The 13,805-nt window shown below is 73.9% G+C and carries 12 protein-coding genes; 10 read left to right on the top strand and 2 right to left on the bottom strand.

Annotated features, from left to right (window positions below; translation table 11 throughout):
• Window positions 1–22: 22 nt before the first annotated feature.
• The 9 genes from NRK68_RS04930 to NRK68_RS04890 all read left to right on the top strand — a co-directional run bounded on the left by NRK68_RS04930 (window position 23) and on the right by NRK68_RS04890 (window position 10,360).
• Window positions 23–1,759, top strand: a complete 1,737-nt coding sequence (locus NRK68_RS04930) for a serine/threonine-protein kinase (RefSeq protein ID WP_257855113.1) — start codon at window positions 23–25, stop codon at window positions 1,757–1,759.
• A 92-nt stretch (window positions 1,760–1,851) separates the two neighbouring features.
• The gene (locus NRK68_RS04925) at window positions 1,852–3,021 is read left to right on the top strand and encodes an agmatine deiminase family protein (RefSeq protein ID WP_257855112.1); all 1,170 of its coding nucleotides are present in this window, start codon (window positions 1,852–1,854) and stop codon (window positions 3,019–3,021) included.
• A gap of 80 nt (window positions 3,022–3,101) precedes the next feature.
• Window positions 3,102–3,683: a TetR/AcrR family transcriptional regulator gene (locus NRK68_RS04920; protein ID WP_183068127.1), complete on the top strand. Its 582-nt coding sequence runs from the start codon at window positions 3,102–3,104 to the stop codon at window positions 3,681–3,683.
• A 289-nt stretch (window positions 3,684–3,972) separates the two neighbouring features.
• Window positions 3,973–5,007, top strand: a complete 1,035-nt coding sequence (locus NRK68_RS04915) for an agmatine deiminase family protein (RefSeq protein WP_183068126.1) — start codon at window positions 3,973–3,975, stop codon at window positions 5,005–5,007.
• A 171-nt stretch (window positions 5,008–5,178) separates the two neighbouring features.
• Window positions 5,179–6,765, top strand: coding sequence for an ABC transporter substrate-binding protein (locus NRK68_RS04910; protein ID WP_257855111.1), 1,587 nt, complete (start codon window positions 5,179–5,181; stop codon window positions 6,763–6,765).
• Complete coding sequence (locus NRK68_RS04905) at window positions 6,762–7,721, top strand: ABC transporter permease (protein WP_183068124.1); 960 nt, start codon at window positions 6,762–6,764, stop codon at window positions 7,719–7,721. Before NRK68_RS04910 ends, NRK68_RS04905 begins: the two co-directional genes overlap by 4 nt.
• Window positions 7,718–8,572: an ABC transporter permease gene (locus NRK68_RS04900; RefSeq protein WP_183068123.1), complete on the top strand. Its 855-nt coding sequence runs from the start codon at window positions 7,718–7,720 to the stop codon at window positions 8,570–8,572. Before NRK68_RS04905 ends, NRK68_RS04900 begins: the two co-directional genes overlap by 4 nt.
• A complete protein-coding gene (locus tag NRK68_RS04895) occupies window positions 8,569–9,564 on the top strand; it encodes an ABC transporter ATP-binding protein (protein ID WP_257855110.1) in 996 nt (331 codons plus the stop codon). The genes NRK68_RS04900 and NRK68_RS04895 overlap by 4 nt, the downstream gene beginning before the upstream one ends.
• The gene (locus NRK68_RS04890) at window positions 9,557–10,360 is read left to right on the top strand and encodes an ABC transporter ATP-binding protein (protein ID WP_257855109.1); all 804 of its coding nucleotides are present in this window, start codon (window positions 9,557–9,559) and stop codon (window positions 10,358–10,360) included. Before NRK68_RS04895 ends, NRK68_RS04890 begins: the two co-directional genes overlap by 8 nt.
• 189 nt (window positions 10,361–10,549) lie before the next feature.
• Here NRK68_RS04890 and NRK68_RS04885 read toward each other — a convergent pair whose 3' ends face one another.
• The gene (locus NRK68_RS04885) at window positions 10,550–11,227 is read right to left on the bottom strand and encodes a TetR/AcrR family transcriptional regulator (RefSeq protein WP_257855108.1); all 678 of its coding nucleotides are present in this window, start codon (window positions 11,225–11,227) and stop codon (window positions 10,550–10,552) included.
• A gap of 166 nt (window positions 11,228–11,393) precedes the next feature.
• Here NRK68_RS04885 and NRK68_RS04880 point away from each other — a divergent pair, with 166 nt between their 5' ends.
• Window positions 11,394–12,551, top strand: coding sequence for an agmatine deiminase family protein (locus tag NRK68_RS04880; RefSeq protein ID WP_257855106.1), 1,158 nt, complete (start codon window positions 11,394–11,396; stop codon window positions 12,549–12,551).
• A gap of 176 nt (window positions 12,552–12,727) precedes the next feature.
• Here the strand turns inward: NRK68_RS04880 and NRK68_RS04870 are convergent, their stop codons facing one another.
• Window positions 12,728–13,738 (bottom strand): FUSC family protein, encoded by a 1,011-nt coding sequence (locus NRK68_RS04870; RefSeq protein ID WP_257855105.1) that lies wholly within the window; start codon window positions 13,736–13,738, stop codon window positions 12,728–12,730.
• Window positions 13,739–13,805 lie beyond the last annotated feature (67 nt).

The following is a 13,805-nucleotide window of genomic DNA, read 5'->3' as shown; positions in this document are numbered from 1 at the left end:
GCATCGTTGAAAGAGCAACCGCATGTCCGAGCACCATCCCGGAGCGCAGCCCGCCCCCGCCCTCGCCCTCGCCCCCGCACCCGGCCCCGCACCGGCACCCGCGGCGCTGGCCGCAGACGACCCGTACGAGATCGGCGGCTACCGCCTCCACGCCCGCCTCGGCGCCGGCGGCATGGGGGTGGTCTACCTGGCGTACACGCCCGGGGGCCGCCCCATCGCGCTGAAGGCCGTGCGCAGCGAGTTCGCCGCGGATCCCGAGTTCCGGGAGCGGTTCGCCCAGGAGGTGGCCAGTGCCCGCCGGATCCACGGCCTGTTCACGGCCCAGGTCGTCGACTCCGGTGTCGACGACCGCACCCCCTGGCTGGCCACCGCCTACGTGCCCGGCCCGTCGCTGCACGAGGTGGTACGACGGCACGGGCCGCTGCCCGCCCGCACCGTCCTGCTGCTCGTCGCGGGCATCGCCGAGGCGCTCCAGGCCATCCACCGGGCGGGCGTGGTCCACCGCGACCTCAAGCCGGCCAATGTGCTGGTGGCCGGGGACGGGCCGCGCGTGATCGACTTCGGTATCGCGAGGGCGGCCGACGCGGCCGCGCTCACGGGAACGGGGCTGCGGATCGGCACCGCCGCCTTCATGGCCCCCGAGCAGGCGCTGGGGCACCGGGTGACACCGGCCACCGACGTCTTCGCGCTCGGGGCGCTCGCCGGGTACGTGGCGGGCGGCGTGCCGCCCTTCGGGAACGGCCCCGGGTCCGGCGCGCTGTACCGGGTGGTCCACGAGTACCCCGACCTCACCCGCGTACCCCCCGACCTGCACGACCTGATCTCGTGGTGCCTGGTCAAGCGCCCGGAGGACCGCCCCACGACCGTCGAGCTGATCGCGGCCGTGCACGCGCATCCCGAGGTGGGCCCCCGGCCGGAGTTCACCGACGGCTGGCTTCCCGCCCCGGTCCGGGACGAGGTCGGGGACCGGCCCGGTGCCTGGCCGTCCGCGCCGTCCGGGCCGTCCGCGCCGTCCGCGCCGGTCCACGTCCACGCCACGGGGGCGGCGCCCGTCCGGGCCGCCCCCGGGGCGCACGCGCCGACCCTCGCGGAGGCGGCCGGGGCCGGCCGCGCCCAGGGCGCCCCGCAGGTTCCCGCATGGGCGGTGGCGGCGGAGCCGCCCGCACCGGCAAGCGGGTCCGCGCCCGGGGGCCGGGCGACCGGGCGCGGGCGGGGCCGGCTGCCGGCGGTCGCCGCGGCGGTGGCCACGACCCTGCTGGCCTGCGCCGCAGCCGTGTATTACCTGGAGGGCCCGGAGGTGGGTGAGGCGGGCGAGGCGAGACCCGGCGGGAGCTCCGCCATCCCGTCCGGTCCGCCCGCGGCCTCCGCCCCTGCCCCGGCCGCGGGCTCCGGCTACGTGCCCGGCTACGCCCGGGCCGAGCTCACCGCCCCCGACGCCGGCTACGAGTTCGACCTGAAGGCCGGGAAGGTCGTGGCCGCGGAGACGGCCGCCTGGTACCTGGCGCGCGACGGCCAGGCGTTCCTGCCGTCCGAGGACTCGGACGCCTTCGTGGCCGAGGCCGGGGGGCTGACGGTCGCCGACTGCCTGCGCGGCATCGAGACACGGCCGGCCGCCACTCTGCCCTTCGGTGCTCTCGCCAAGGCGCGGCCGTTCTGTGTGCGCAGTCCGGACCGCGGCGAGATCGCGATCGTGCGCCTGGTCGAAGCGGGCGCGGACGGCTCCGTCACGATCGTCGCGGATCAGTACCGCCGCACCTGACGCCCCGCCCATCCCTCCCACTCCTCTTGACTGAATTTTCAGTTAACGCAAGGATGCCGAGTCATTCCGCCTCTTCCCCTCAGGAGGACCCCATGGACACGTCCCGCACCACCCGCCGCCGACTGCTCCAGTTCGGGGCGGCGGCCCTGCCGCTCGCCGCACTCGGGTCGGCCCTCCCCGCCGCCGCACACGCCGTCCTCGCCCCCGGCTCCGGTTCCGCGGCCCTGCGGATGCCCGAGGAGAGCGAGCGCCACCTCCGTACGTACATGGCCTGGCCCGCCCTGACCGCCGTGTGGGAGGGCAGGCTCGACGCGGTGCGCGGCGACATCGCCGACATCGCGTACGAGATATCGCGCTTCGAGCCGGTCGTGATGCTGGCCCGCCCCGGCCAGGCGGCCGACGCCCGGTACCGCTGCGGCCGAGGCGCCCGCCACGCCATCGACGTCATCGAGATCGCCAACGACGACCTGTGGATCCGCGACTTCGGCCCCACCTTCGTCGTGGGTCCCGGAGCGATCGCCGGTGTGGACACCAACTTCAACGGCTGGGGCAAGACCGGCACCACCTACGCCCAGCCGTTCGCCAACGACGCGGCCGCCGCCGGCATCCTCCTCGGCGAGTACGGAGTGCGCCGGATCCGGGCCGGATTCGTCGGCGAGGGCGGCTCGCTGGAGACCGACGGCGAGGGAACCCTGCTGGCCACCGTCAGCTCGCTCGTGAACCCCAACCGCAACCCGGGCATGAACCAGGAGCAGGTCGAACAGGAACTGAAGACCGCCCTCGGCATCGACAAGGTCGTCTGGGTGCCGGGCCTGGCGGGCCAGGACATCACCGACTGCCACATCGACTGCCTGGCCCGGTTCACCGCCCCCGGGCGCGTCATCCTGGACAAGCCGGGCGTGGGCGCGGACCGCAAATGGGTCGCCGTCCACGAGGAGACCAGGCGGATCCTGGAGAGCGCCACCGACGCCCGCGGCCGCCGCCTCGCCATCACGGAACTCCCCGGCCCCGACCGCGCCCGCATCCGCGGCAAGGGGCCCGAGTTCCTGTCCAGTTACACCAACTACTACACCGTGAACGGTGCGGTCCTCGCACCGCAGTTCGGCGACGGCCACGCCGACGGCCTGGCGTACGCGATCCTCCAGGCCGCCTACCCCGACCGGCAGGTGGTCCAGATCGCCATCGACAACGTCGCCGCCGGGGGCGGCGGCATCCACTGCGCCACCCAGTCCCACCCGGCCGTGCCGCCCGCCCTCCGATGACCGCCGCGCCCGCACCGGCCCGCGGGCCCCGCGCCGGGCCGCGTACGCCCGCACCCGAACGCCCCGGTAAGGTGCGGTCCATGGCGTCTCGCAGCACTCAGATCCTGGAAGCGGCCGCCCGGGTGATCGCCCGGCGCGGGGTCCGCGGGCTGCGCGTGGAGGAACTCGCGGCCGAGGCGGGCGTGTCCACCGCCCTGATCTACTACCACTTCAAGGACCGCACGGGGGTCCTGCGCCAGACCCTGGAGTTCATCAACGACCGGGCCGAGCGCTACACCACCGACCGCGCCCCGGACGCCCCGCCGCTCTCCCCCCGGGAGGAGCTGGAGGAGACCCTGCTCCTGGAGCTCCAGGACACGGTGGAGGTACGGGAGAACAGCTCGGCCTGGGGCGAACTGCGGGCGAGCGCCGTCTTCGACGAGGTGCTGCGCGAGGACCTGGCCAGGGCCACCCTGGTCTGGGTCCAGGAGGTCGCCGCGCTGCTCGGCCAGGTCCACCCGATGGCCCCCGCCTCGTCGCTGGCCGCCGCCGCCGAACGGCTCACCGCGCTGCTCGAAGGGCTCAGCATGCGCTGGCTCAGCGGCGGCATCAGGATCGGCCACGCGCGGGAGCTGATGAGCGGCGCCATCGACGCCGAACTGGCCGGCCTCCGCCAGGGCTGACCCGCCCGTCCGACGGCCCCGGCCCCGTGGCGGGGCCCGGCCCTGCCCGGGATGCCCTGCACCTTTCACTGGCCCTTCTATTGACTGAATTTTCAGTCAATGCCAGAGTGAGCCGAAGCCAGAGCTGCCCGCCACCCTGCGGCCGCTCCGCCCGGCCCTCTCCAGGAAGGGCCCGCGCCCGTCGCGCACGCTCCCCACTTCCCCTTGGTTTCACTCGAGGCCGCCCTAGCCATTGACTGAAATTTCAGTCGAGTGAAAGACTCTGTCAACGAAAGAAATGAGACACCTGATGTCTGAATACCGTATGCCTGCCGAGTGGGCCGAGCACGAGGGCTGCCTGATGGCCTGGCCGACCCGCGCGGACCTGTGGGGGAGCGTGCTGGCCGAGGTGAAGGAGGAGTACGCGAACGTCGCCCGCGCCATCGCCGCCTTCGAGCCCGTGACGATGGTCGCCCCGCCCGGCCACGGCGAGGACGCCCGTGCCCACTGTGGGCCCGACACCGTCGGCATCACCGTCATCGAGCTGCCGGTCGACGACTCCTGGTTCCGGGACTCCGGCCCGCTCTTCGTCCTCGACGGCGACGGCAACCGCGCCGGCGTGGACTTCCGCTTCAACGCCTGGGGCGGCAAGCACCACCCGTACGACGCCGACGACCGGATCAGCGCTCTGCTGCTGGACCACCTCGGGGTCGACCGCATCGCCTCCGGCATGATCCTCGAAGGCGGAGCGATCACCGTCGACGGTGAGGGCACGCTGATCACCACGGAGCAGTGCCTCCTGCACCCCAACCGCAACCCCGGCCTCGGCCGGGACGAGATCGAGGCCGAGCTGAAGGCCCGGCTCGGCGTCACCAAGGTCATCTGGCTCCCGTACGGCGGCCTCCTCGACACCGAGACCGACGGCCACGTCGACGGCGTGTGCGCCTTCGCCGCGCCCGGCACGGTCGTCGTCTCGCTGCCGTCCGACCCCACCCACCCCGACTACGCCCGGATGCGCGCCAACCGCGCGGTGCTGGAGGCCGCCACCGACGCCCGCGGCCGCCGGCTGGAGATCGTCGACGTACCGCAGACTGCCTTCGCGGACCTCGCCGACGGCCGGATCGAGGTGTCCTACCTGAACCACTACGTCGCCAACGGCGGCGTCGTCGTCCCCGTGGCCGGCCTGCACCAGGACGAGGACGCCCTCGCCGTGCTCGCCACCGCCTACCCGGGCCGCAAGGTCGTCGGCGTACGCGCGCTCGCGATCGCGTTCGGCGGCGGGGGCGTGCACTGCATCACCCAGCAGATCCCCGCCGCGGGCGGGCGCGCGACCAGCTCCGGCTGACCCGGGGTACCCCGCCGTAACCGGCGGACCGGCCCCGGCGGTCCGCCCGCTCCTCCCTCCCGCACCCCTCACGGCAAAGAGAGCGCGACGATGACCTTCTCCACATCCCGCACGAGCAGACGCCCCCACCGCCGGTCAGGCCGCCGTGCAGCGGCCGTCACCGCCGCGGCCTTGACCTCCGTCTCCCTGCTCGCGGCCTGCTCGGGCCCGCCCAGGAACGAAGGCGGCAACGTCACCGACGTCCACCTCTCCGCCACCACGCCCCCCGCGCGCGGCGAGATCGACTCCTTCAGCTGGGCCGTGTACGCCGAACCGCCCACCCTCGACCACACGGTGGCCTTCGACTACCCGCAGAACACCATCCTGTCCAACGTGTGCGAAAGCCTCATGCGCTGGACCCCGGCCCTCACCACCGAGCCCGGTCTCGCCCAGAAGGCGTCCAACCCCACACCCACCACCTGGGTCTACGACCTCCGTCCCGGCGTGCGCTTCCACGACGGCAAGGAGATGACCGCGGACGACGTGGTCTTCAGCCTCGGCCGCCAGATGGACCCCGACAACGCGGCGGCCTGGGCCCAGGTCTTCCAGAACGTCGCCTCCGTGACCAGGACCGGGCCGCTCCAGGTCACCGTCGAACTGAAGAAGCCCGACTCGCAGTTCCCGCAGTACATGGCCACCGCCGCCGGAGTGGTCGCCTCCAGGGCCGGCGTGGAGGCCGCGGGCAAGGACTACGGCACCACCGGGGGGCTCGCCTGCACCGGCCCCTTCACACTCGGCACCTGGAACAAGGGCCAGTCGATCGAACTGGACCGGTTCGACGGCTACTGGGGCACCAAGGCCAAGTCGAAGAAGGCCGTCTTCCGCTTCATGACCGACCCCTCCGCCCGGACCAACGCCATGCTCAGCGGCGAGGTCGACGGCGGCTACCTGATCCCCACCGAGAGCTACGCCCGCCTGCGGGCCTCCGGCGCCGGCACCCTCTACTTCGGGGAGGGACTCAGCACCGTCAACGTCAACATCACCCATATGAAGGGCCCCCTCGGTGACGTCCGCGTCCGCCGTGCCCTGTCCCTGGCCCTCGACCGCACCGGCTTCGTCAAGGCCGGACTCGGCGGCGCCGGCACCGTCACCAACTCCCTGACCACCCGCGCCGCCTGGGCCGCCGCACCCGAACGCACCCTGAAGACCGCGTTCGACGGACTCCCGCCCACCGGCCAGGACATCGCGAAGGCCAAGGCCCTCGTCGAGGAGGCCGGCGCCACCGGCAAGACCCTCACCGTGGCCACCAGCTCCATCGGCCAGGACGTCTCCCTCCTCGCCACCGCCGTCCAGGCCGCCGGCACGCAGATCGGCCTGGACATCCGGCTGAAGACCATCGCCCCGAACGCGTTCACCGCGCTGTTCACCGACCCGCAGGCGCGCGAGGGCATCGACATGTTCCCGCTCACCTACTACGACTCGATCACCGACCCGCTCGACCTGCTGCAGAACTTCAAGACCGGCGCCTACATGAACTTCGCCGGACACAGCGACCCCGAGTACGACCGGCTCGTCGACCAGGCCACCGCCACCTACCCGACCGAACAGCGCATGGACATCGAGGCGAAGCTCCAACGCCGGGCGGCCGAGCAGCTGTTGTGGATCCCCGTCGCCGAATGGCCCACCGCGCTCTTCATGAACGAGCGGATCACCGGCGCGCCCACCACCATCTCGTACATGTACCACCCGTGGGCCGCCGACGTGGGGGCCGCGCAGTGAGCTTCGCCAGATTCGCCGTGCGAAGGGTGGCGGAGATGGCCGCCACCCTCCTCACCGCCTCGTTCGTCGTCTTCGGTGCCATGTACCTGGCACCGGGCAGCCCGGCGAGCTTCCTCCTCGCCGGCCGGTCGGCCTCCCCGGAGGCGCTGGCCGCGATCAACGCCCAATACCACCTGGACGACCCCTTCCTCGTGCGCTACCTGCGCTGGCTCGGCGGCGTGCTCCAGGGCGACTTCGGCCGGTCGATCACCTACCGCACCGACGTCTCCCGCCTCCTCGCGGACCGGCTCCCCGTGACCCTGCTGCTGATCACCATGGCCCTCGTCCTGGTCGTCGCGCTCGGCCTGCTCCTGGGCCGGATCGCCGCCGTCCGCGGCGGGGCCGCCGATTCGGCCGTCCTCGTCACCACGACGTTCGCCGTCGGCACCCCGTCCTTCGTCGCGGCCGTCCTGCTCCAGGGCCTGTTCGCCGTCCGGCTCGGCTGGTTCCCCAGCAGCGGGGCCGGCGATGGCCTCGGCGACATGCTGTGGCACCTCACCCTCCCCGCGATCGCCCTGGCGCTCTACCTGACCGGCATGCTCGCCCGGGTGACCCGCTCCGCCATGCTCGAAGCCCTCGACAGCGAGCACGTCACCGTCGCCCGCAGCCGCGGAGTACCCGAACGACAGGTCATCCGCCGGCACGTGCTGCGCAACTCCCTCGGGACGGTCCTGACCACCGGCGGGCTGATCGTCTCGACCCTGCTGGTGTGCACCGTCCTCGTGGAGACCGCGTTCGGCATCGGCGGCATCGGCCAGCTCCTGGAACTGTCCACGACCACCAAGGACTTCCCGACCGTCCAGGCCGTCTCCCTGATCATCGTCGCCCTCTTCATGGCCGTGAACCTGATCGTGGACCTGCTGCTGCCCCTGGCCGACCCCCGGGTCACCCTCGGATCCAGGAGGGCCGCCGCATGACCGCCGTCCTCACCCGCCGCCCCGGCCTGGCCCGGATCCGCGCCACCGGGTCCGCCCTCCACCTCGTCTGCCTGGCCCTCGTCGCCGTCGTCGTCCTCGCGGCCCTGCTCGCGCCCCTCCTGGCGCCCTACGACCCCAACGCCGTCGACCTGGGCAACGCCCTCGCCGGACCCTCCGCGGCCCACCCGCTCGGCGTGGACGCCGCCGGCCGGGACACCCTCTCCCGGCTGCTGCTCGGCGCGCGTACCTCCCTGCTCGGCCCGCTGGGCGTCGTCGCCTTCTCCACCGTCGCCGGCATCGCCGTCGGCATGGCCGCCGCCTGGCGGGGCGGCTGGCTCGACTCCGTCCTCTCCCGCAGCACCGAGCTGGTCTTCGCCTTCCCCGGCATGCTGCTCGCCATCCTGATCGTCTCCGTGTACGGCGAAGGACTGCTCGCCCCCGTCATCGCGCTCGCCGTCGCCTACCTGCCCTACGTCAGCCGCCTCACCCGCTCGCTGGTCCTGGCCGAACGCGCCCGCCCGTACGTCAGCGCCTACCAGGTGCAGGGCCACTCGGCCGGGCAGATCTGCCTGCGCCACGTCCTTCCCAACATCGCCCCCGTCGTCCTCGCCCAGTCCACCATCAACTTCGGCTACGCCCTGATGGACCTCGCCGGGCTGTCCTTCCTCGGACTCGGCGTGCCCGCGCTCACCCCCGACTGGGGCCGCATGGTCTTCGACGGGCAGACGGCCGTCCAGCACGGCTACCCGCTGTCCGCGATCCTGCCCTGCGCCTTCATGGTGCTGACCGTCGTCGCCTTCAACGTGGTGGGCGAGCGGTGGGCCGACCGTGTCGCCAGGAGAGACCGATGAACCCCACCCGACCGGTGCCCACCCTCGACATCCGAGGCCTGAGGGTCACCCTGCCGGGCACCGCCCGGCCCGTCCTCGACGGCGTCGACCTCACCGTCGGCGCCGGCGAGACCGTCGCCCTCGTCGGCGAGTCCGGCTCCGGCAAGAGCCTCACCTCCCGCAGCGCGCTGCGCCTGCTGCCGCCCGGCGCGAGCGTCGAGGGCGCCGTACGGATCGCCGGCGAGGACGTGCTCACCATGGACACCGGCCGGCTGCGCGGCGTACGGGCGGGCTCGGTGGCCATGGTCTTCCAGGACCCGCGCGCCGCCGTCAACCCGCTGCGCCGCATCGGCGACTTTCTCACCGAGAGCGTCACCCTCACCGGGACCATGAGCAGGGCGGACGCCACCGCCCGGGCCGTCGGACTCCTGCGGGCGGTGGGCCTGGACGAAGCGGTCCTGGACAGGTTCCCCGGCCAGGTCTCCGGCGGGATGCTCCAGCGCGTCGTGATCGCGGCGGCGCTCATGGGAGACCCCGCGCTCCTGCTCGCCGACGAGCCCACCACGGCCCTGGACGTCACCAGCCAGGCCGAGGCCGTCGCCCTCCTGGCCGCACTGCGCGAACGCTTCGGCACCGGCCTGCTCTTCGTCACCCACGACCTCGACCTCGCCGCCGCCATCAGCGACCGCGTCTACGTCATGTACGCCGGGCGGATCGTGGAGACCGGCCCCGCCGAGGCTCTCTTCGCCCGCCCCCGCCACCCGTACACGGCCGCCCTGCTCGCCTCCACCCCCCGGATGGAGGGCCCCCGGGGCCGGCTCGCCGCGATCGAGGGCCAACCGCCGGACCTGCGCGAGCCCCTGCACGGCTGCGCCTTCGCCAGCCGCTGCCCACTGGCCACGGAGGTCTGCGACCAGCGGGCCCCGCTGCCGGCCGCGGCCCCGGACCGGCCGGACCACCGGGCCGCCTGCCACCACGGCGACCTGCTCGAAGGGAGCGCCGTCGATGCCTGAGAACGTACTGGAGGTCAGGGGACTGCACCGCACCTTCGGGGCCGTCCACGCGGTGGACGACGTGTCCTTCACGCTGCCCGAGGGCGGATCGCTGGGCGTCGTGGGGGAGTCCGGCTCCGGGAAGACGACCACCGCCCGCATCGTCGTCGGCCTGGAGCGGGCCGACGAGGGCGAGGTCCTGGTACGCGGCCGGTCCCGCACCGGGCCCGCCCGCACCGGAGGGCGGGCCGCGCGGCTCGCCCGCGCCCGGGAGGTCCAGATGGTCTTCCAGGACCCCTACCTCTCCCTGGACCCGCGCACCGGTGTCGAAGCGGCCCTGCGGGAGACCCTCCGGCTGCACTTCCCCGGCCGCGACCACGCGCGGCGGGTCCGCGAACTCCTCGACCAGGTCGGCCTGGGCACCCGGGCCGCCGACGCCCTGCCCCGGCAGCTCTCCGGCGGCCAGCGCCAGCGCGTCGCCATCGCCCGGGCCCTCGCCGTCGAGCCGGCCGTCCTCGTCCTGGACGAGGCGGTCGCCGCCCTCGACGTCTCCGTACAGGCGCAGATCCTCAACCTGCTCGCCGACATCAGGGAGCAGACCGGGATCGGGTACCTCTTCATCACCCACGACCTCGGAGTCGTGCGGTGCGTGACCGACGAGATCGTGGTGATGCGCCACGGGGCGGTCGTCGAGCAGGGCCGCACCGACGAGGTCCTCGCCGCGCCCGCCCACCCGTACACCCGGCTGCTGCTGGAGTCGGTGCCCCGCCCCGGGTGGGACCCGCGGGCGATCGCCGCCGCCCGGCGCGCCCTGTAGGGGGCCGGCGGATCCGGGCCGGGCTCGCGGGGCCTGGCGCCGCGGCCCCGCGCCCCGGCCTCCGCGCGGGCCCGCAGGTCGTGCCGGGCAGGCCGGCGATGCTTCCCCTCGGCACCGGGGGTCCGGGGAGCCTCGTCGCGTCCCGGGCCGCGCCCGGTCCGGGCTGATCCGCAGGACGCCCCGCAGGGGTCAGGCTCCGGGGCGGGTGCCGGCGGCGAGCGTACGGATGAGGGTGTGCAGCACCGGCCCGGAATCGACCTCGGAGCCGAGCGACTCCGCGGCGGCCAGGCCGTCCACGGCGGCGGCGACGGCCTCGCCCAGCGCGAGCGGGTCGACGCCTCCGGCTCCGGCCCGGGAGCCGTCCCGTTCGTCGTCCCGTTCGTCGGCCAGGACCTGGAAGAGCGTGACGAAGCACCCGCGCCAGCGGCGGTACTCCGCCTCCAGGCTCTCCCGCACCCGCTCGTCGTTCAGGGCGTGCCAGTGCAACGCGGAGTGGAGGTGGGAGAGTTCCGCGCCCTCGGGCCGGGAGAGCAGCTCGACCACCTGGTCGGCCCGCTCGGCGAACGACCCGGGGGCGGACACCGCCTCCTCCAGCGGGAGGATCCACTCCGGGCGGATGTCCGTGACGACGGCCAGGACGAGATCCGTGCGGTCCTGGAAGTGGTAGTGGCACATCCCGTGCGAAACACCCGACAGCGCCGCCACGTTGCGCGTGGTGAAGCGTTCGGCGAGGCCGCCCGCGAGCAGGGTCCGCGCGGCGGCGATCAGCCGGGCCCGCGTCTGTTCGCCCTTGGCCGAAGGCCGGGGCCGGCCCGTGCGGGCGGGGGTTGCGGACGGGCCGGGGGAGTCCTGTGCGGAAGCTGCCATGACGTCACTCTAACGAGCCCGTGCGCCGCCACCTGGGGCTTTCCCCGATCCTCCGGAACGCCCCCGTCCAAAGTATTGACCGAGCGCTTGGCCAGTTTTAGTTTTCCGGTCAACCCCGCAGTCGGCGGGGGGAGTTCACGGAGTTCACCCCACAAGGAGACCCCTCATGAACGATCACGCAGGGAACCCGCCCCGCGCGGGCATGGACAGGCGCCGGTTCCTGACGGCCGCCGGCGTCACCGCCGCGGCCGCCACCCTGGCGGTGGCCGAGGGACGGGCCCGGGCCGCGGCCCGCCCCGCCGCCGCGGCGGCGGCCGGCGCCTTCCGCGTACCGATCGAGGACGTCCGCCACACCCGCACCTGGATGGCCTGGCCGGACAGCAGCTCCATCTGGGGCGGCAAGCTCACCGGCGTCCAGTCGGACATCGCCCTCATCGCCCGCACCATCGCCAAGTACGAGCCGGTGTACCTCTGTGCCAACTCCGCCGGCGCGGCCAGGGCCCGTTCCCTGTGCGGTCCCACCGTCACCGTCATCACCACCATCCCCGTGGACGACTGCTGGATGCGCGACTCCGGACCGGTCTTCCGCACCGACGGGGTGGGCGGCCTGGACGCCGTCGGCCTCAACTTCAACGGCTGGGGCAACAAACAGGCCCACTCCAGGGACGCCCTGGTGGCGGGCCGGATCGCCGCGCACGTCGGCGTCCCGTTCACCGTCGCCGGACTGGTGGGGGAGGGCGGCGCCGTCGAGCAGGACGGCGCCGGCACCCTGATGGCCACCCGCAGCAGCCTCGTGAACCGCAACCGCAACCCCGGCAGGTCGCAGTCGCAGATCGAGGCCGCGCTGTGCGCCGCCTACGGTGCGACCAAGGTCATCTGGTTCGACGGCGTGGTCGGCCAGGACATCACCGACGACCACGTCGACGCGACCTCCCGCTTCCTCGCCCCGGGGAAGGCCCTCGTCCAGATGCCCCTCGCCTCGGACAACGACGTCTACGCCAAGGACGCGCGCCAGCAGCACCAGATCCTGACCGGCGCCACGACCGCGGGCGGCGCCCGGATGACCGTGGAGAAGCTCCAGGGCCCCGACTACAACAAGATCCGCTCCGCCAACCCCGACTTCCTCGCCTCCTACGCCAACTACTACGTGTGCAACGGCGCCGTCATCAGCGGCCAGTTCGGCGACACCCGGGCCGACCAGGCGGCCAGGGCCACGCTGACCCGCCTCTTCCCCGGCCGCGTCGTCGAGCAGCTCAACATCGACCGCCTCGGCACCGGCGGCGGCGGTATCCACTGCGTCACCCAGCAGCAGCCGGTCGCGTAACCCGCCCCGCCGGGCTTGGTCGGTCTCCGGCGGGGCCGCCATCGCCGCGCCGGCCGGCCTGTGGGGACCGCCGGCCGCTGTCACCGGACCGCGCACGGCGATCGCGGTCGCCGGGGCCCTCGCCCTGGCCACCCCGCTGCTGCTGCCCCGGTCGGTCCCGGCGGACCGCACCGCACTCAGCCGCGGGCCGCGAGGTGGTCGCCGAGGGCCTCGTGGGTCAGGTGCAGACCGGTCCGCAGGACCGCGTCGTGCCGGGTGGGGTGGGCCGAGCGGTGGGCGAGGTCGAGACCACGGGCCCGGTCGAGCTCGGCGGCGAACTCGTCCCCGCGCAGGGCGGCGTCCAGGGCCAGGGCGGTGGCCCGGACCAGCGGGGCGATGTCACGCAGCGCAGGATCGGGATCCGGGGACGGGCCGCAGCGGGCCCGCTCCCGGAGCTCCTGAGTGAAGCACTGCAGGGTGACGGCGCTCCGGACGGCCAGGCCCAGCCGCCCGTCGAGCCCGGCGGGCGGCGTCCGGGTCCGCCGGCGCCGGACGGCCCGGTCGAAGGCGGCCCGGCAGGCCTGCGGCCGTAGCCACAGCTGCTCCCCCTCGGGCAGCGGATCCGGGGCGGCGGGCGGCCCGCCGCGGCCGAGCCGGCCGGCCACCCCGTCGAGGAGGCGCCCGACACCGTCGCGGTAGGCGTCGAGGCCCGCCGCAGCCGACCGGTAGGGGTCCGGCGGCCACAGCAGCGGTCCGAGCAGCACCACCACGGCGATGCCGACCAGGGTCTCCGCCAGGCGGGCCAGCGGGTACCCGGGGAGGGCGGTTGCGTAGATCATCAGCGCGGTGATCAGGACCTGCTGGTTGGGGGAACCGGGCCGGCCCAGGACATACATGCCGGCGCACCCGCAGACCAGCACGGCGAGGAAGGCCAGTGACGAGGGCGGCAGCCGGTCCAGGAGGAGCGTGCTGAGCAGCACGCCCACGAAGACGCCCAGGAGCCGCTCCCACGCCAGGCGCGGCGCCGCGTACACGTCCTCACGGAGGATCAGGACGGCCGGCAGGGCGGCGGGCACAGGTGCCGTGCTCGTGCCCCACCACAGACAGAGGTACCAGGGCACCGCGGCGCAGATCACCAGCCGGGCGCCGGACCGCAGCCTTGGGCCGGCGGACGGGACGTGCGGATCGACGGCGACCGTACGGGGCATAACGGACATCGTAGGGTTCGCCGTCCTGTAGCCGGCCGAACCGCGTGTCGAACGAACGAGGAGTGCG

The organism is Streptomyces yangpuensis, assembly GCF_024666385.1.
In the GTDB taxonomy this organism is placed as follows: Bacteria; Actinomycetota; Actinomycetes; order Streptomycetales; family Streptomycetaceae; genus Streptomyces; species Streptomyces yangpuensis.
This window is presented reverse-complemented; position numbering and strand designations above follow the sequence as displayed.